Source organism: Reyranella sp. GW821-FHT12G01 (assembly GCF_058806575.1).
In genome coordinates this window covers 221773-239311 of sequence record NZ_JBXAPV010000003.1, presented here as the reverse complement: position 1 = coordinate 239311, position 17539 = coordinate 221773, and the positions used below count along the sequence as shown (strand labels likewise).

Annotated in this window: 18 protein-coding genes; 9 read left to right on the top strand and 9 right to left on the bottom strand. The window is 66.8% G+C overall.

From position 1 onward, the window contains the following. Positions 1 to 30 precede the first annotated feature (30 nt). The 3 genes from AC1RP5_RS26215 to AC1RP5_RS26205 are packed head-to-tail and all read right to left on the bottom strand — an operon-like array spanning position 31 to position 2972. Positions 31 to 870: a protein NO VEIN domain-containing protein gene (locus AC1RP5_RS26215; protein WP_493115675.1), complete on the bottom strand. Its 840-nt coding sequence runs from the start codon at positions 868 to 870 to the stop codon at positions 31 to 33. Positions 871 to 882: 12 nt separating this feature from the next. Then, on the bottom strand, positions 883 to 2259 hold the full coding sequence (locus AC1RP5_RS26210) for a CoA transferase (protein ID WP_493115673.1): 1377 nt from the start codon (positions 2257 to 2259) through the stop codon (positions 883 to 885). Next, positions 2256 to 2972: an alpha/beta hydrolase gene (locus tag AC1RP5_RS26205; protein ID WP_493115671.1), complete on the bottom strand. Its 717-nt coding sequence runs from the start codon at positions 2970 to 2972 to the stop codon at positions 2256 to 2258. Before AC1RP5_RS26205 ends, AC1RP5_RS26210 begins: the two co-directional genes overlap by 4 nt. 57 nt (positions 2973 to 3029) lie before the next feature. Between AC1RP5_RS26205 and AC1RP5_RS26200 the strand changes: the two genes are divergently transcribed. From AC1RP5_RS26200 to AC1RP5_RS26190, 3 genes are read left to right on the top strand one after another with little or no spacing between them, the layout of a single operon-like run. Continuing rightward, positions 3030 to 3302, top strand: a complete 273-nt coding sequence (locus AC1RP5_RS26200) for a FeoA family protein (protein ID WP_493115670.1) — start codon at positions 3030 to 3032, stop codon at positions 3300 to 3302. Between the two features lie 23 nt (positions 3303 to 3325). After that, a complete protein-coding gene (gene feoB / locus AC1RP5_RS26195; protein WP_493116301.1) occupies positions 3326 to 5212 on the top strand; it encodes a ferrous iron transport protein B in 1887 nt (628 codons plus the stop codon). 2 nt (positions 5213 to 5214) lie between these two features. Next, positions 5215 to 6531 carry a PepSY-associated TM helix domain-containing protein gene (locus tag AC1RP5_RS26190; protein ID WP_493115668.1) on the top strand — a complete coding sequence of 439 codons (1317 nt, stop codon included), beginning with the start codon at positions 5215 to 5217 and terminating at the stop codon, positions 6529 to 6531. Here the strand turns inward: AC1RP5_RS26190 and AC1RP5_RS26185 are convergent, their stop codons facing one another. From AC1RP5_RS26185 to AC1RP5_RS26170, 4 genes are all read right to left on the bottom strand, one after another. After that, entirely contained in the window at positions 6532 to 8271 is a 1740-nt protein-coding gene (locus AC1RP5_RS26185; protein ID WP_493115666.1) for a glycosyltransferase family 39 protein, read from the bottom strand. A 116-nt stretch (positions 8272 to 8387) separates the two neighbouring features. Beyond that, entirely contained in the window at positions 8388 to 8750 is a 363-nt protein-coding gene (locus AC1RP5_RS26180) for a DMT family protein (protein ID WP_493115664.1), read from the bottom strand. Between the two features lie 8 nt (positions 8751 to 8758). Continuing rightward, positions 8759 to 9724, bottom strand: coding sequence for a Bug family tripartite tricarboxylate transporter substrate binding protein (locus AC1RP5_RS26175; RefSeq protein ID WP_493115662.1), 966 nt, complete (start codon positions 9722 to 9724; stop codon positions 8759 to 8761). Positions 9725 to 9826: 102 nt separating this feature from the next. After that, positions 9827 to 11263: an amidase gene (locus tag AC1RP5_RS26170; protein WP_493115660.1), complete on the bottom strand. Its 1437-nt coding sequence runs from the start codon at positions 11261 to 11263 to the stop codon at positions 9827 to 9829. Here AC1RP5_RS26170 and AC1RP5_RS26165 point away from each other — a divergent pair. The 3 genes from AC1RP5_RS26165 to AC1RP5_RS26155 are packed head-to-tail and all read left to right on the top strand — an operon-like array spanning position 11262 to position 13074. Next, positions 11262 to 12077, top strand: a complete 816-nt coding sequence (locus AC1RP5_RS26165; protein ID WP_493115658.1) for a TSUP family transporter — start codon at positions 11262 to 11264, stop codon at positions 12075 to 12077. The genes AC1RP5_RS26170 and AC1RP5_RS26165 overlap by 2 nt on opposite strands. Beyond that, positions 12074 to 12274, top strand: coding sequence for a hypothetical protein (locus tag AC1RP5_RS26160; RefSeq protein ID WP_493115657.1), 201 nt, complete (start codon positions 12074 to 12076; stop codon positions 12272 to 12274). The genes AC1RP5_RS26165 and AC1RP5_RS26160 overlap by 4 nt, the downstream gene beginning before the upstream one ends. Further along, positions 12271 to 13074: a crotonase/enoyl-CoA hydratase family protein gene (locus tag AC1RP5_RS26155; protein WP_493115655.1), complete on the top strand. Its 804-nt coding sequence runs from the start codon at positions 12271 to 12273 to the stop codon at positions 13072 to 13074. The genes AC1RP5_RS26160 and AC1RP5_RS26155 overlap by 4 nt, the downstream gene beginning before the upstream one ends. Positions 13075 to 13125: 51 nt before the next feature. On the opposite strand, the gene AC1RP5_RS26150 is transcribed toward AC1RP5_RS26155, so the two are convergent. After that, the gene (locus AC1RP5_RS26150; RefSeq protein WP_493115653.1) at positions 13126 to 13938 is read right to left on the bottom strand and encodes an enoyl-CoA hydratase-related protein; all 813 of its coding nucleotides are present in this window, start codon (positions 13936 to 13938) and stop codon (positions 13126 to 13128) included. Positions 13939 to 13955: 17 nt separating this feature from the next. On the opposite strand from AC1RP5_RS26150, the gene AC1RP5_RS26145 reads away from it, so the two are divergent. Together AC1RP5_RS26145 and AC1RP5_RS26140 are read left to right on the top strand one after the other, a co-directional pair. After that, positions 13956 to 14981 (top strand): alpha/beta hydrolase, encoded by a 1026-nt coding sequence (locus AC1RP5_RS26145; protein ID WP_493115652.1) that lies wholly within the window; start codon positions 13956 to 13958, stop codon positions 14979 to 14981. Positions 14982 to 14987: 6 nt separating this feature from the next. Further along, on the top strand, positions 14988 to 15536 hold the full coding sequence (locus AC1RP5_RS26140) for a hypothetical protein (RefSeq protein WP_493115650.1): 549 nt from the start codon (positions 14988 to 14990) through the stop codon (positions 15534 to 15536). 4 nt (positions 15537 to 15540) lie between these two features. On the opposite strand, the gene AC1RP5_RS26135 is transcribed toward AC1RP5_RS26140, so the two are convergent. Continuing rightward, a complete protein-coding gene (locus AC1RP5_RS26135) occupies positions 15541 to 16404 on the bottom strand; it encodes an isocitrate lyase/PEP mutase family protein (RefSeq protein ID WP_493115648.1) in 864 nt (287 codons plus the stop codon). Between the two features lie 113 nt (positions 16405 to 16517). Between AC1RP5_RS26135 and AC1RP5_RS26130 the strand changes: the two genes are divergently transcribed. After that, on the top strand, positions 16518 to 17504 hold the full coding sequence (locus AC1RP5_RS26130; protein WP_493115646.1) for a Bug family tripartite tricarboxylate transporter substrate binding protein: 987 nt from the start codon (positions 16518 to 16520) through the stop codon (positions 17502 to 17504). The last annotated feature ends 35 nt before the right edge of the window (positions 17505 to 17539 follow it).

Here is a 17539-nt window from a genome sequence, read left to right as displayed (position 1 = left end):
TCTCTTGATATATAGTGCATGCTTCTTCCGCTATTTCAGCGATGCACGAAATGTCAAAGCCTCAAGGTGCAATACAGCTTCAAGCGGCGGTGTCAGAGTAAACAGGCCGGGGCGCTGCGAAAAGTCGTGAAGGCGATATAACCTGAAAGTATCTGGCCGCTCCTTCGCAACTTCGTTTTCATTGCTGGTTAGATAAAAGGGCGTCGCGCTGCCACCACGTGTCGTTTTGACTTCGATCCATCGCTCAGATCCTGATGGATCGTAGGATCGAATATCATAGCCGGCTCCATCTCCGTCTTCTTGAGAGACCCATCTGACTTTCTTGGCGAGATCAGGGCGATCGGCTGAGATGAGCAACTGTTGCTCGCGTCTGTAGATCAATTCTTCACCCGCTACTCCAAGAGAGCGATTGAGTTGATCTCGAAGCGCCGGGTCAAATTTCCTCGCCACGCGCTCAAAGGCTTTCTTTGCTTTCTCCTTGATTGGAAGCGCCACGGGTGGGGTGCTTTCGAAGAGAAGCTGTGAATCCGCGAATCCAACCAATGGTCCTGCGAACAATGGAATAGGATCGGGGTGGATATTCAGGTAGCGGCCAATTGCATCAGCGATCGCGCCCTGGAAGTTCTGAGCGGGAACATAACCACGAATTCGAGGAAGGCCGAGGCGAATAAGGACTGCGGAAATATTCTGGTGCTTGAACTCTATTGAACCGTTCGTACGCTTGATAAGTTTCATTAGAGCGAGGCGATGCTCCGTCTTCCGAATGGTTTCGCCTGCCTGCTCTTCCTTCAACATAGCGAAGTAGTCGGCAACGATGAGGTCAAGCTCCTCGCTTGACCAGTCGGTGCCGGCGACTTCGATGCCTGTCATAAGCGTCCCGGTTTACGCCCACCGCGCCGGCGAGGTGCCGAGCGGTTCGGCAGGCTTGGCGTAATAGGCGGGCGTCGTGCCGAGTTGCACCACCGGCTTCAGGTGACGCAGGCGGCCGAGCGGGCCGACGCTCTCGGTGAAGAGCGGCAGCAACGCGGCCTCGGGTAGTTCGGCGGCACCCTTCGACGCATCGACCATGCCGAGGTTCGCGAGCCAGTGCGCAACCTGAACCAGAGAGACGCGGACCTGCCACGAGCCGCCCTGCTCGACCCGGCGCGCCAGGGCCACGAGTGCGCCCAGCGCGCCGAGATAGCCCGCGATGTAGTCGAGGGCCTGGACCGGCAGGTTGCGCGGCTTGTCGAGCGAGCCCTGCGTCGCGGCAAGGCCGGTGACGTTCTGCACGATCGAGTCGAAGCCGCGCCGCGACGACCACGGGCCTTCGTGGCCGTAGGCACAGAGGGTGACGCAGACGATGCCGGGACGCAGCGCTGCCACCTGCTCGGGCGAGAAGCCGCGCGCGGCGAGCGTGCCGGGGCGATAGCCCTGGGTGAAGATGTCGGCGTCCTTCAGCAGCGCCTTCATCGTTTCGACGCCAGCCGGTTCGCGCAGGTCGATCCAGGTGCAGCGCTTGCCGTGGCCGGTATCCATCAGCAGTTCGGCCTGATAGGGCAGATGGGGCGCCGCGACGTGCAGCACGTCGGCGCCATTCTCCGCCAGCACGCGGCCGCTCGTCGGGCCGGCCAGTACGCGCGTGAGATCGAAGGCACGTACGCCCGACAGCGGGCGATCGCCCTTGGGCAGGGGCTGCGCCGGCGCATCGCCGATCTTCACGATGTCGATCAGCGGCAGCTTCGAGATGGCGATGCCGTGCGGATGGGCATTCCATTCCTCGCGGCTGCGCGTCAGGCCGCCGACACAGCCGCCGTCGGCGATGGCCTGCTCGATCGCCAGCCCGTCCCACTTGGCGACGGCAGCAGCCAACTCCTCGCGCGTATCGCCCTCGGCGCCCGCGATGCGCAGCGCACCGGCGCGATGATGCGGATGGTTGGTGTGGATGAACATGTGCCGGCCGTCGCGCGTCGGGTAATGACCCGACAGCGGATCCCAGGAGACCGGCCGCTCGCCGTTGCGCAGCACATAGGTGTTGGAGCGCAGCGAGGCCGTCGCGCCGCCGATGTCGACCGAGACGGACTGCGGCGTGCCGGTCTTCAGCCGCCAGAGGTCGGAAACGGCAAGGCCGACGGCGCCCAGCGCCGCCGAGCCCGCCGTGCCGACCCTCCACGGCGTCTGAAACACCGGGTCGCCATCGCCAGTGATCGTGAGCTGGTCGTCGGGCCGCTTGGCGCGGCCGAGCTGGCCCAGGATCGAGTAGGTGAGATCGGTGTTCACTTGCCGCCCGCCATGATCTTGGTCAGCAGCGCCATGAACTCGTTCGGGCAGGTGATGTGCGGGTTGTGGCTGGTGTCGAGCTCGTGACAGGTCCAGCCGGCCTCGTTGCGGGCGCGATCGGCGAACTGGCGGAACACGTCACCCGGCCCGCTGCGTGTCGCATAAATGTAATCGCGCGGCGGCAGCGACTCCTTGGACTCGAGCTTGATGCGCTGCTCGAAGGTCTTGATCGGCTGCGGCCGGCGGCGCGGGCTCGCCCAGGCGACATCCTCGGGCGACGTATCCTGCGGCATCGGGTTGATCGGCAGCTTCCAGCCGTCGCCGTCCTTCTCCGCGCCCTTCCGCATGTTGCCCTCGGCCTTGGGGCCGACCAGGTCGAACAGGCTCTGCCCGTCCTTGGGTGCGAAGGCGTCGATGTACACGATGCGTGCAAGACGGCCGCCGATCTTGTCGGCAACGCCGGTGGCGACCATGCCGCCATAGGAATGGCCGAGCAGGACGACGTCGCTCAGGTCCTCGAACTCGATCTCCGAAACGATGTCCTGCACGTGGGTGGACAGATCGACGCTGGGGGAGGCGAGGTGGGCGCGCGCGCCGAGGCCGGTGTAGGTCGGCGAGAAGAACTGATGGCCGGCGTCGCGCAGAAGGGGCCGCATTTTCTTCCAGGCCCAGGCCGCAGACCATGCGCCATGCGCCAGAACGATATTTGCCATGCCACTTTCCTCCCGCTGGCGAGACTTCAGCTTCGATGCTACTACGACTTACTCTCAATGAGCACCCAACCAACCATAGCACTTGGCACCGCCCGCGTGGGCTTTCGTGGACGCATTCATGCCATCGCGGCAGGGCGCGTCGCCGCAGGCATGCCGGCCCCTGAACTCGAACGTCGGCTGATCGAGCTGGGCTTCGTGGAGGGCGCCGACGTCGAGGTGCTGCACCAGGGCCTGTTCGGCGGCGATCCCATCGCCGTGCGCGTCGCCCACACCACGATCGGCCTCCGTCGCCGCGAGGCGATGGCCATTCTCGTCGAGGTCGGAGCCTGACCGTGAACGCCACCGCAACCGCCATCGCTCCCTCCGCCGCCGCATTCGTCCGCACGCCCGTCGTCGCGCTGGTCGGCAATCCCAATTGCGGCAAGACCGCTCTGTTCAATGCGCTGACCGGCAGCCGCCAGAGGGTCGCCAACTATCCCGGCGTCACCGTCGAGAAGAAGGTCGGTCCGCTGACCACGCCGGCCGGCCGCACCGTGCGCATCGTCGACCTCCCCGGCACCTATTCGCTGCGCGCCCGCTCGCCCGACGAGGAAGTGACGCGCGACGTCGTGCTGGGACGGACCCAGAACGACGTGATCCCCGATCTGATCGTCTGCGTGGCCGACGCCTCCAACCTGCGCCTCGCCCTGCGCCTCGTGCTCGAGCTGAAGCAGGTCGGGCGGCCGGTGATGCTGTCCCTCAACATGATGGACATTGCGCGCAAGCGCGGCATCGAGGTCGATACCGAGAAACTCAGCCGCGAACTCGGCCTGCCCGTGGTGACCTCGGTCGCCGTGCGCCGCGGCGGCACCGACGCGCTGCTGGCCGAGGTCGACCGGCGGCTCGAAGCGGCGCAGGCCGCGACCGGCACGCTCTGGAAGGCGCCGGACGCCGCCGGCCTGCGCAGCGCCCAGCGCGAGGCCGACCGTATCCTGGCCGCGGTGGTCAAGGGGCAGGGCAAACCCGACAGTCTCACGACACGAGCCGACGCGATCCTGCTGCACCCGGTGCTGGGGCTGATCGTGCTGCTCGCCATCCTGTTCGTGATGTTCCAGGCGGTGTTCGCCTGGGCGCAGCCTGGCATGGATGCGATCGAGGCGGGCTTCCATTTCCTGGGCGACCTCGTCGCGAGCCTGCCGCTGCCCGATCTGCTCAAAAGCTTCCTGAAGGACGGGCTGATCGGCGGCGTCGGCAGCGTGATCGTGTTCCTGCCGCAGATCGTGATCCTGTTCTTCTTCATCCTCATGCTCGAGGATCTTGGTTACATGGCGCGCGCGGCGTTCCTGATGGATCGCATCATGGGCGGCGCCGGCCTGCACGGGCGCGCCTTCATCCCGCTGCTCTCGTCCTTCGCCTGCGCCATCCCGGGCATCATGTCGACGCGCGTGATCGACGATCGCCGCGACCGGCTCACCACCATCCTGGTGGCGCCGCTGATGACCTGCTCGGCGCGCATACCGGTCTACACGCTGATCATCGGCGCCTTCATTCCCGACCGCGAGGTCTGGGGCTTCGTCGGTCTGCAGGGGCTGGTGATGTTCGGCCTCTACACGGTCGGCATCGCGAGCGCGCTCGCCGTGTCGTTCGTCGTGAAGCGCCTGATCTGGCGCGGCAAGCCCGGCGAGCCCTTCATGCTCGAACTGCCGGACTACAAGATCCCGCAGGCCAAGAGCATCGCCATCGGCCTGTGGACGCGCGCCACGATCTTCCTGAAGCGCGCCGGCACCACGATCCTGTCGATGATGATCCTGATCTGGGTGCTGGCCTCGTTCCCGCAGCCGCCCGAAGGCGCGACGGAACCGGCGATCAACTACAGCCTGGCCGCCAAGATCGGCACGGCGATCCAGCCGCTCACCGAGCCGCTGGGCTTCAACTGGCAGATCAACGTCGCGCTGATCCCCGGCATGGCGGCACGCGAAGTGGCGGTCGGCTCGCTGGGCACGATCTACGCGATCAGCGGCGGCGAAGAGGCGACTGACAAGATCGCTGCGGCGCTCAGTTCGCAATGGAGCCTCGCCACGGCGCTGGCCTTCCTCGCCTGGTACGTGTTCGCGCCGCAATGCGCCTCGACCTTGGCCGTGATCCGCCGCGAGACCGGCGGCTGGCGTTGGCTGTGGGTGACGTTCTTCTACATGCTGGCGCTGGCTTACGTGGCGGCCTTCCTCACGTACCGCATCGCCGTCGCCTTCGGCGGAGGTTAGCGATGGCGAAGGGTCCCAAGCCGCAGCGGCGCACGTTCCGCTACTGGCTGCAGCAGATCCATCTTTGGATCGGCCTGATTCTGCTGTTGCCGCTGGTGATGATGGGCATCACCGGCGCGGTGCTGGTCTACGCGCACGACATCGAGCACCTGTTCGGGCAGGGCGAGCCGGACGTAAAAACCGCCGGCGAATGGCAGTCGGCCGCCAAGCTGATCGAGGCAGCCAAGGCCGCGAACAGCGAGCCCGGCCGCGTCCCCATGGCGGTGCGCTGGCCGATCGAAGTCGGCGAGCCGGCGGCGGTGCGTCTGTCGCGCCCCGGCATGGCCAACGAGCGACCGCAGTTCCGCGGCGGCCAGCAAGGGGGCCAAGGCGGCGGACAAGCCGCAGCGCCAGGAGCCGCGCCGCAGCCCGGCGCGCCCGCACAGGGCCGCGTGCCGACGCAGAGCCCGTTTGCCGGCAGCCTGCAGATCCTGATCGATCCGGTGTCGCTGCAAGTCCTCGAAACCCAGCAGGCGATGAGTGGCTGGGTGCGCTTCTTCCACGACCTGCACGGCCACATCTTCATTCCGGGCGGTCTCGGCCGCGAGATCGTGGGCTGGCTCGGTGTGGCAATGCTCGTGCTGGGCTGCTCCGGCCTCTATCTGTGGTGGCCCAAGCCCGGTCAGTGGAAGGCGGCCTTCATCGTCCGCCGCAAGGCCAAGGGCCTGCGCCTGAACCGTGAGCTGCATGGCGCGGTCGGCATCTGGTCGCTGGTGATCTTCATGCTGGTGAACTTCACCGGCGTCTATCTCGCCTTCCCGCAGCAGATTTCGGCCGCGGTCAACTTCGTGTCGCCCGGCCGCGACATGCGCGCCGCGATGTTCCAGGCGCGGGTCGAGCCGATGCGCGGCACGCCTGCGATGGACGTCGACGAGGCCATCGAACTCGCCAGGGCGCGCGTTCCCGGCACGCGCTTCCTGAACGCCTTCCTGTCGCTGCGCCCCGATCAGGCGGTGCGCGTCGGCCTCATCCGGCCCGGTCACGAGGAAGGCGCGCCGATCATCACCGTGATCATCGATCCCTATCGCAAGACCGTGGTCGACGTGTTCGATCCGCAGGCGATGTCGGCGGGCGAGAAGGTCATCGCCTGGCAGCGCGCGCTGCATTACGGCATCGGGCTGGGCGGCGTTTACAAGTTCCTGGTGTTCGTGTCGGGCGTGATCATTCCGATCTTTGCCGTCACCGGCTTCCTGATGTGGTGGATCAAGCGCCGCAACCGTCGCGCCGGCGAACGCGCGAAGCAGGCGATCCTGCAAGGGGCCGGCCAGGCCGCTGAATAGTCAGCGTTCGGTCGCGCGCGGGTTGAGGTCGTAGAGACCGATCGTGCGGCGCGTCTCCGGTGGCTGCGAGCGCCACAGCGCGGGATTGACCGGCATGGCGCGAGCCCGCACCCAGGCATCGAACTCGGCGGGACGGCGCACCGACGACAGCAGCACGTAGCGCACCTCGCCGCGCTTCACCCTTTCGGCGAAGGCGTCGAGGCTCATGATCGGGTCGTTGCCGAGGTAACCGCCGAAGGCGATCACCGGCTCGCCGCTGCGGATGATGAGCGGTGAGGCCAGCAACGCGTTGGGCGCGGCCACCAGGAAGCGCGCCGTGCCGCGCTGGGCCTGCAGGAACGCCAGCAGCTTGGGATCGTCGCTCAGCGTCCTATGCTGGCGCGAGAGGATCACCCCGCGCCCGTCGTCCATCCCGAGCCAGCGTGGCAAGCTGGCCGACGGCAGCGTGAGATTGCCCGGCGCGAAGATCGGGCTGAGCGCCCACGCCGTGGGCAGCACCAGCAACGCGACGATGCCGATCAATGCGGTCAGGCGCCGGTCGCGCCATGCCGCGGCCATGGCCGCGAGCAGCGCCACGGTAGGAAAGCCAATCCAGGTCGCGGTCCAGCCCAGTGTCTCGCCCGTGAGATAGGCCTGCCAGAGCGCCGTCGCCGCAACACCGAGAGCCAGCGACGCGGCACCGCGCCGCCAGAGTTCCACACCGCCGATCGCCGCGAGGGCCGCGAGCGGTGGAGCGAGCGTCGCCAGATAATAGATATGAAAGATGCCGCCGGCGGCGCTGTAGACGAGACCGTAAGTCAGCGCCCATCCGGCCCAGAGGGCGATGGCGGCACGTCGCCGCCACCAGGCGAGCACGGCACCCAGCACCGCGAATGGCAGTGCCCAGGCGAACTGCCCGGCCAGCATCGGGTCGGCGAGGCGCAGCGGTCCGACCGGAACGGCATCGTAGGCAGCGACGCGGGGCGTTTGCGAGGGCGCCGGTGTGGAGGCTGACGGCGGCGTGGGGCGGTTGCGCACGAAACGCTCGATGCCGTTGTGGACGACAATCAGCTCGAGCATGGAGCCGCTCTTGCTGCTACCGGCCTGTGGTCGCAGCCGCTCCGGCGTCAGGTCGAAGATGACGGCCCAGGAGAGCGACACGACCGCCAGCATGATCGCGCCCGCAAACATCCACCCAACCCGCCGCTGCCAGTCGAGCGTGCCGGAAAGCCACCAGCCGGCCAGCAGAGCGGGGCCGCAGATGAGAGCCGCCAGCATCTTCACGTTGAAGGCGAAGCCCAGCGCCACCATCGCGAAGACGAGGGACAGGCCGCGTCCCCTCAGTGCGAGCCACGCTGCGATCAGCAGGAAAAGAACCAGCCAGGAATCGGTGTTGTTGGAGCGATCGGCGGCAACGGCGATCGGCGACAAGGCCAGCAGGAGCGCCGCCAGAAGCGCCACGGTCCGGCCGAAAGGCTTGCGCAGCAGGAAGTAGAGCAGCACCACCGAGGCGGTGCCGGCCAGCGCCTGCGGCAAGTGGATCGCCCAGCCGCTGTAGCCCAGCACGGCGGCGAAGATCGTCTGGATCCAGAAGGCGAGCGGCGGCTTGTCGAGCGACACCAGTCCGGCTGGATCGAAGGCGTTGTAGAAGAAGAGCCCGATGCCCTGCAGCATGCTGCGCACGCCGGCCGCGTAGTATTCGTTGCCGAACCCGTTGGCCGACAGATCCCAGAGACGCAAAGCAACCGCAAGGGCCGCCACGGCCGCGAGCAGCCCGTATTCAAGTCGTCGTCCGGGTCGGATTTGCGTCAGCCGTCGTTCCCCCTGGAGAGACTACGCAGCGACGGACCGCTCCATCCCGTGCCGGGCCGGCGATTTCACCAGGACGGGAGCGGTCCCTTGAAGATGAAGAAGGCGCCGCCGCAGATCAGGGCGAAGCCCACGAGATGGTTAGAGGTGAAGCGTTCGCCGAGATAGAGCACCGAGAAGGCGGCGAACACGACGAGCGTGATCACCTCCTGCATGGTCTTGAGCTCGGCGGCCGAATAGATCGCATGGCCGTACCGGTTGGCCGGGACGGCGAAGCAGTATTCGACGAAGGCGATGCCCCAGCTTGCCACCACCACCAGCCACAGCGGCTTGTCGGTGAACTTCAGATGCCCGTACCAGGCGAACGTCATGAAGACGTTCGAGATCAGCAACAGGACGATCGGCGTGATAGTGGCGGGCAGGAAGGACATCTAACGGGCTACTCCGGTTTGATCTGCAGCTTCTTGATGAGCGGAACGACCATCTTGTCCTCGGCGTCGAACATCGCCGCGGTCTCCTGCGGTGTGGTCGGATAGGCCTCGGCCGTGAGTTCGTCGAAGCGCGCGACGACGGCGGGGTCCTTCAGGACCTTGACCATCGCCTCGTTGATCTTGGCCACCAGCTCGGGCGACATCTTGGCCGGGCCGAACAGGCCGGTGAAGGTCGCGAAGGTGAAGTTTTCGAGACCCTTCACGCCGCTTTCCTTGAAGGTCGGCACGTCGGGAAGCTGCGGCACGCGCTTGTCGGACGAGACGGCGATGGCGCGCAGCTTGCCCGACTTGATGTTGCCGATGGCGGCGTTGAGCTGGTCGACCTGGGCCGGGACCTGGCCCGCCATGACGTCGATCATGGCGGCGCCCGATCCCTTGTAGTGGACCAGCGTGTACTTGGTGTTGGTCGCCTCGCCGATCAGCTCGATGGCGATATGGTTGGTGGTGCCGACGCCGGAATCGGCGACCGGGAACTTGCCGTCCTTACCCAGCGCGATGAAGTCGGCCAGGGTCTTGATCGGCGAGTTGGGCGGCACGACCAGGACGGCCGGCACGCGCTGGATGTGGGTGATCGGCGTGAACGCCGTGCGCCAGTCGTAGGGCGCGTTGCCGTAGATGGCGGGCACCGCGACCAGCGAGTTGGCCGAGACCAGCAGGTTGGTGCCGTCGGGCGCGGACCGGGCGACAATGTCGCTGCCGATCATGCCGCTGGCGCCGGCCTTGTTCTCGACGATGACGGTGACGCCCGTCACCTCGCGCAATTTGTCGGCGATGATGCGCGCCGTGACGTCGATATTTCCGCCCGGCGCGTAGGGCGCCATGATCTTGATGGGCTTGTCGAAAGCCTGCGCGAAGGCCGTTCCCGACCCGAACGCGAGCCCGGCAAGGGCTCCGATAACCGCAACCAGACGCATAGAATCCTCCTGTTCATGTTTGGGAGGAGCCTAGAAGAACGTCCCCGGCCGCGCAAAGCTCCGATGCCTGCGCGGCCCGCGTTGCGATTGATCAGAGGGCGCTTAGAGCGCCGGCGGTCGGTGCTGGGCCCAGGGCCGCGCACCCTCCAGCAGGGCGCCCATCCGAAGCACGTCGGTCTCCGCGCCCCACTTGCCCACAACCTGAACCGAGGTCGGCAGGCCGTCGGTGCCGAAGCCCGACGGATAGGCACAGGCCGGGTGGCCGGTGAGGTTGAAGGGGTATTGGTAGGAGGTCCAGCCCTGGCGGGTGATGCCGCACTTCACGCCGTCGACGATGACCTCGTCGTTGGCCGCGTCATGGGTCACGTCGAGCGCGGTGCGCGAGTTGGTCGGCATCACCAGGAAGTCGTAGCGCTCGAACAGCGACTGGATCTTGCGGAACAGGGTCGTGCGCGCGTACTGCGCGTTGCGGAAGTCGGCCAGGGTGAACTTGGCGCCGCGTTCCATGAACGCGAGCGTCACCGGGTCCATCTGGTTCTGCCACTGCGGCAGGTACTGTGCGCAGAACACGGCGAAGTTCGCCTGATAAAGCACGCGGCCCTCGTACTCGATCCAGTCGATCTTGTCGGTGACCTCCTCGACCGCCGCGCCCATCGCCTCCCAGGCGGCGAGCGAGGCGCGGGTGTTGGCGCGCACGTCGGCCGCCACGCGCGGGTTGGCGGTGCGTTCGATGTAGCCGATGCGCACGGCCGCGAGATCGTTGCCCGAGAGCTTGGGCGAGAGCGGCTTCTGCGCGCTGCCCGACAGGGTCCACGGATCCTTGTCGCTGGGGCCGACCAGCACCGAATGCATGATCGCGGCATCGGTCACAGAACGCGCCAGCGGGCCGGCGTAGATGTTGTTGCCGTAGGCATCGCGCGTCGTGTCGTAGGGGACCGCGCCCAGGGTCGGCTTGAGGCCGACGAGGCCTGAGCAGGAGGCGGGGCCGCGCACCGAGCCCGCGCCGTCGGTGCCGAGGGACAGCGGGCTGAGGCCGGCGGCCACCGCGGCTGCGCCGCCGCCGCTCGAACCACCCGGCGTGCGCTCGAGGTTCCAGGGATTGCGCGTCACGCCAAACGGACCGTCGGTCAGGCCCTTCACGCCGAACTCGGGCGTCGTCGCCTTGGCGAAGATGACCGCGCCGGCCGCCCGCAGGCGCTGCACCAGGAGATCGTCGGCGGCAGCCGGGCCGTTGCCCTCGTAGATCGCCGAGCCGTGGCGCGTCGGCGCGCCCGCGACGTCGACCAGGTCCTTCACGCTGATCGGCACGCCGTGCAGCGGTCCCAGCTTTTCACCCCGTGTGACGGCTTCCTCGGCTGCCTTCGCCTCGCGGCGCGCCTGGTCGACCATGACTTCGCGGAAGCAGTTGATTTTGGGGTTGGCCCGCTCGGTCGCCTTCAGGATCGCGTCGAGATATTCGACGGGCGAAAGCTTCTTGGTGCGGATGAGGGTGGCCGCCTGAACGGCCGGGGTGAAGAGGAGATCAGTGGTGTCGGTCATGGCGCGCACACTAGCCCATCCTCGACACGGTCTGCACGCTGCGCTACGCCCGCTGGCGATGTTCTCGATTTCCGTAATGGCGGCGCTCGCGGGCGTTGCCGTCGTGACCTCGTTTGTCTCCGGCATCTTCGGCATGGCGGGCGGGATGCTGCTGATCGGCTTCCTGCTGGTGCTGCTGCCGGTGCCGGTCGCCATGGTGTTCCACGGCGTGATCCAGATTGCGGCCAACGGCTGGCGCGCGTGGCTGTGGCGCCATCACGTGAACTGGAATGTCGTGCTGCAGTTCGGCGCGGGGGCGGGCTCTTCGCTGATCGTCTTCTCCTTCTTCGATTTCGTGCCCGACAAGGCGCTGGTGCTGATGGCCGTCGGCGCGACGCCGTTCATTGCGCTCGCGGTGCCGCAGCGCATCGCGCCCAACATCGAGCGTGGCGGGCAAGCGTTCCTGGCCGGTGCGATCGGCGGCGCCATCCAGCTTGTGTCGGGCGTGACCGGGCCATTGCTCGATATCTTCTATGTGCGCACCGGCATGACGCGGCAGGTCAATGTCGCCACCAAGGCGGCCGCGCAGGTACTCGGTCATCTGACCAAGGTGCTCTATTTCGCGATGGTGATCGAAGGTCCGGCCGGCCGCGATCTCGAACAGTGGCTGGTCATGGGCTATGCGGCGGTCTTCGCGGTGGTGGGCACGACCTTGTCGCGCAGCTTCCTCGATCGCATGTCGGACAAGCAGTTCTATCACTGGACGCGCCGCGTGATCCTGGCGCTGGGCGCAGTCTACATAGGGCAGGGTATCTGGCTGATGGTGACACGATGAGCGAAGTGAAGGATCAGGTTCGGGCGTTGCTCGACCGCTTGCCGGACGATTGCACCTTCGCCGACGTGCAGCGCGGCATTGCGGTGATGATGTGGCCCAAGCGCGACGACGGCAGCCTCGAGCCGCCCAAGCGCCTCGATCCGGAAGAAGTGAAGCGCCGCCTGCGCGAATGGATGAAATCGGAGAGTGAAAAATGAAGGATCGCGTCTCGATCGACCTCAAGGACGGCGTGGCCGATGTCCGCCTGATCCGCACCGACAAGATGAACGCGCTCGATCCGGCGATGTTCGAGGGCATCATCGAGGCGGGCGCCAAGCTCGCCGCGATGCCCGGCCTGCGCTGCGTCGTGCTGTCGGGCGAGGGCAAGGCCTTCTGCGCCGGCCTCGACATGGGCAGCTTCGCCGCGATGAAAGCGGAAGGCGACGCGGTGCCCGGCGTGCGCGATCTCACCAAGCGCACCCACGGCATCGCCAACCGGCCGCAGCAATGCGCCTGGCTATGGCGCGAGCTGCCGGTGCCGGTGATCGCCGCGGTCCATGGCGTGGCCTTCGGCGGCGGCTTCCAGATCGCGCTGGGACCGGACATTCGCTACGCCACCGCCGACACGCGCTTCTCGGTGATGGAGATCAAGTGGGGCCTCGTGCCCGACCTCGCCGGCACGCAGCTCATGCGCCATCTCGCACGCGAGGATGTGGTGCGTGAGCTCACCTATACCGGCCGCATCTTCGACGGCACCGAGGCCCGCGAGATGGGCTTCGTGACCTACGTGGTCGACGATCCGCGCGAGGCGGCGATGGAGACGGCGCGCGAGATCGCGTCCAAGAGCCCCGACGCCATCCGCGCCAACAAGCGGCTGCTCAACGCCGCCGTCGCGACCGACGCCGCGTCGGGCCTGATGATGGAATCGGTCGAGCAGCAGAAGCTGATCGGCTCGCCGAACCAGCTCGAAGCCATCATGTCGAACCTGCAGAAGCGTCCGGCGAACTACAGGGATTGAGCTTTTGGGACAGCGAAGCGCGCCACTCGGTGGCGCACTTCGCCGAGATCCTTAACGTCCCTTGAAAACCGGCTTGCGCTTCTCGACGAAGGACGCGACCGCTTCCTTGTGATCCTCGGTGCGTGACGACTGCACCAGGCGCTCGGCTTCGCGATAGTGCGCGTCCGAGTAATTGATGTGCAGCGCCTCGTCGAGATTGTCCTTCATGTGGCGCAGCGCAACGCGCGGGCCTTCTGCGATCGATTTGGCAAAGGCGAAGGCCTCGTCCTGCAGCTTGGCGTCGTCGACCACGCGGTTCACGAGGCCGATCTGCTCGCAACGCTCGGAGCTGACTTTCTCCGAAGTGAACATCAGCTCGCGTGCCCGCATCGAACCGATGGTACGCGTCAGCAGCCACGAGATGCCGTAGTCGCCCGAGAGGCCGATCTTGGCGTAGCCGGTGGTGCAGAAGGCCGACTTGGCGGCGATGCGGATGTCGCAGGCGAGCGCAATCGCGAGGCCCGCGCCGGCCGCGGCGCCGGGGAGGGCGGCGATGGTGGGCTTGCGCACCGCGACCAGCGCGCCGGTGAGATGGGTCTGGCGCCAGCGCAGGTCGGCCAGCCGCTCTTCATACGTCATCTGGCCGCGCGGACCACGGCCGCCCATGCCCTTCACGTCGCCGCCGCTGCAGAAGGCGGTGCCGGCGCCGGTGATCAGCAGCGCGCCCACGGCATCGTCGTCGCCGCGCGCCTTGATCTGGTTGCGCAGCGCTTCCGTGAGGTCGGGCGACATCGCGTTGCGCGCGTCGGGGCGGTTCAGCGTGATCAGCGCGACGCCGTCGCGGACGCTGCACAAGAGTTCGGTTGTGCCGGTATCGATTTCCATGGGACGTTCTCCTTGCCATGACATTCCCGATCACCGAACACACCGTCAAGACCGCCCGCCACACGACGGGCTATCTCGCCTGCGGAGCGAAAGACGCCCCGCTGCTGGTCTTCGTCCATGGCTGGCCCGAGCTGTCGCTGTCCTGGCGACACCAGCTCCCGGCCTTTGCGGCCCTGGGCTTCCGTTGCATCGCGCCCGACATGCGCGGCTACGGCCGCTCCAGCACTTACGCTCGGCATGAGGATTTCGCGCAGGAAGAGATCGTTGCCGACATGGTCGAGCTGCTGGCGTCGCTCGGTCGCGACAAGGCGGTGTGGATCGGCCACGACTGGGGCAGCCCCGTCGTCTGGAACATGGCGGCGCATCATCCCGACAAGACGGTGGGCGTGGCGAGCCTGTGCGTGCCCTATCTGTCGACCGGCTTCACGCTCGACACGGTCGTGCCGCTGGTCGATCGCGCACTCTATCCCGAAGCGCAGTTCCCGGCGGGACAGTGGGACTACCAGTTCTTCTACGAGGAGAGCTTCGACAAGGCCTGCGCCAGCTTCGACGCCAATCCGCGCAACTTAGTGAAGGCGCTGTTCCGCAAGGGCGATCCGTCGCGGGTCGGCAAGCCCGCGCCGACGTCGATGGTGCGCAGGGCCGGCGGCTGGTTCGGCGGCGCGGCCTGCCCCGATGTGCCGCGCGATCCCGACGTGCTGACCGAACAGGACATGGAGGCCTATGCCGCTGCGCTGACGAAGAACGGCTTCTTCGGTCCGGACTCCTGGTACATGAACCACAAGGCCAATGGCGCCTATGCGCAGCGTGCCGCCAATGGCGGCAGGCTCGCGATGCCGGTGCTCTTCCTGCACGGCGCCTACGACACGACCTGCGAGACGATGACCTCCAAGCTCGCTGATCCGATGCGCCGCGATTGCGCCGATCTCACCGAGGTGGTCGTGCCCTCCGGCCACTGGATGGCGCAGGAGCAGCCTGTCGCCGTAAATGCGGCGCTTGCCAAGTGGCTGGCGGCCAAGCTGCCGGATTACTGGAAGGCGTAGCTGACGATGGGGCGCCTGCGGTTGCTGCTGGCGCTGGCCGTCCTGGCCCTGATGTCGAGCCTGTCGGCTGCGCCGGCCCTGACGCCGATCTCACCCGAACAGTTGCTCTGCGACGCGAACACCATCTTCGCGGGCCGCGCGGTCGAGGCCACGGCGGCGCGGCGCCGAGCCGATGCGCAGGACGCCAATGGCGTCGACCTCACCTTAGTCGTCCGTCGGGTGATCGGACGGAAGGAATTGTCTGGAGGACCGATACCGATTCTCGCGCCCGGCGACAGTCTCCGGGCCTACGCCCGGGCATCGGCCTCGCCCAATCCGGCGCTCGGGCGTTTCGATGAGCATGCAGGCCTCGCCTTCGTCGGCCCGTACGACAGTCTCGTGCCCGAGGCCGAACTGGTGCAGGCCTACACGTCGGAGGATTTCATCTACGCCGCTCACGTCGTGCCCGGCGTGCGGTCGTTCGTGAGGACGTGGCCGCTCGACCAGGAGGATTGGGTTCGCAAGACGATGGCCTCCTACGCGAAGATGGGCCAGGCCTGCTCGTCGCCTCGTTAGCGCTCTAAGGCTTCTCCGTCGTCCGCTTCTCGATCTCGATCAGCATCGGCAGGTCGACGGTCTTGTGCTGTTCCTTCTGCAGGCGCGTCCAGTCGTCCTGCGGGCGGGAGCGGATGGCGAAGCCGTTGTCCGCAAGCTCGGCATAGACCTTCTTCATCGCCTCGTAGGCGGCCAGCAGTGGCGTCGCCGGATCGATCAGCAGGCGGAAGCCGCAGGCATGCAGGTCTGCCGCCGTCATGTCGAGCGAGGCGAGGCCGCCCGGCTTCAGGATATTGACCAGCGGCGGCTCCAGCCGCTCGCCGATGTAGCGCACCGCTTCCTGCGTGTAGGGAATGAGCAGCAGCGAATCGGCGCCGGCCTTTTTGTAGGCCTCGCAGCGGCGGATGGCGTCGTCGGTGTTCGTCGAACGCACGGCGATGGTGCGCGCGATGATGTGCGTGTCGGGATTGCGCCGCGCGCGCACAAGCTCCTTGATCTTGTCGACCATGTCTTCGAGCGGGATCATGTGCTCGATGCCGATGTGATGATGCGCGCGCTTCGGCAGGATCTGGTCCTCGACCTCGATGGCGGCAAAACCCGCGGCCTCGGTCATGCCCATCGTGCGATGCATGTGCATCGGGTCGCCGAAGCCGGCGGCGGCATCGAAGATCAGCGGCAGGCGGGAAGAGGTGCGGATCTCCAGCGCCGTCTGGCAGAGCTCGGTCAGCGTGAGGTTCGCTTCGAGATAGATGCGCTGATAGCCGGTGGCGCCGCCGCCGAGATAGAGCGCCTCGAAGCCTGCTTCTTCGGCCATGCGCGCCATCATCGGATCGAGCACCAGCGGCGCCAGCACCGGCGTCGGGCCCTGCATCATCTTCGTGAGACTCATCGGCTCGTTCCTCCCAATCGCGTGATGTTTGCGGCCTGCGGAATGAGCGTCCAACGATTTCTTGTCGGTACCCGACCGCTGTTTCATCGTGCGGGCCAACGGGAGGAACAAAGATGCGAAACGGACGGCGAGCGGCTGTCGCGCTGCTGATGATGCTGGCAGCGACCATGATGGGTGCGGGCACCGCCTCGGCGCAGGCCTGGCCCACCAAGCCGATCAAGCTGATCAACGGCTTCCCGCCGGGCGGCGGCACCGACATCCTGGCGCGCCTCGTCGCCGAGAAGCTGACGGGTGTTTTGGGGCAACAGGTGATCGTCGAGAATCGCACAGGCGCCAACGGCCTGATCGCAGCGCAAGCCGTCGCCTCCGCGCCGGGCGATGGCTACACCATCCTGCTCTACACGATGAGCATGGCCTCGACGGCGCCGGTCATGCCGGGCGTCACGCTCTCCTTCGATCCCGACAAGGACCTGATGCCGGTCATCATGATCGCCGGTGTCGAGAACCTGCTCTATGTGAACCCGAAGCTGCCGTTCAAGACGGTGAAGGAGATCATCGACTACGCCAAAGCCAATCCGGACAAGCTGACCTACGGCTCGTCGGGTGTCGGCAGCTCCTACCAGCTCTGGGCCGCGCTCTTCACCTCGATGGCCGACATCAAGATGCTGCACGTGCCGTTCCGCGGCGGCCCGCCGGCCATCGCCGAGATCATCGCCGGCCGCGTCGACATGATGTTCGGCAATCTTGCCGAGGTGTTGCCGTATATCCGCTCCGGCGCGGTGCGCGCCATCGCTTTCACCAGCGCGCCGCCGTCGCCCGAATTGCCCGGCGTGCCGACCATCGCGCAGTCGGGCCTGCCCGACTATCGCGCCGACAACTGGTTCGGCATCGGCGCGCCCGCCGGTACGCCCAAGGAAGTGATCGACCGCCTCAACACCGAGATCGGCAAGATCGTGGCGACCAAGGAGTTCGGCGAGCGCCTGCAGTCGCTGGGCTTCCAGCCATTGGGCGGCAGTGTCGAGGACATGAAGCAGGCGATCGTGCGCGATCGCGCCAAGTGGAAGGCCGTGATCGACGCCCAGGGCATCCGCGCCGAGTGAGGCGACGCGGATGCGTGGGTCGGGAAAGCTGACGG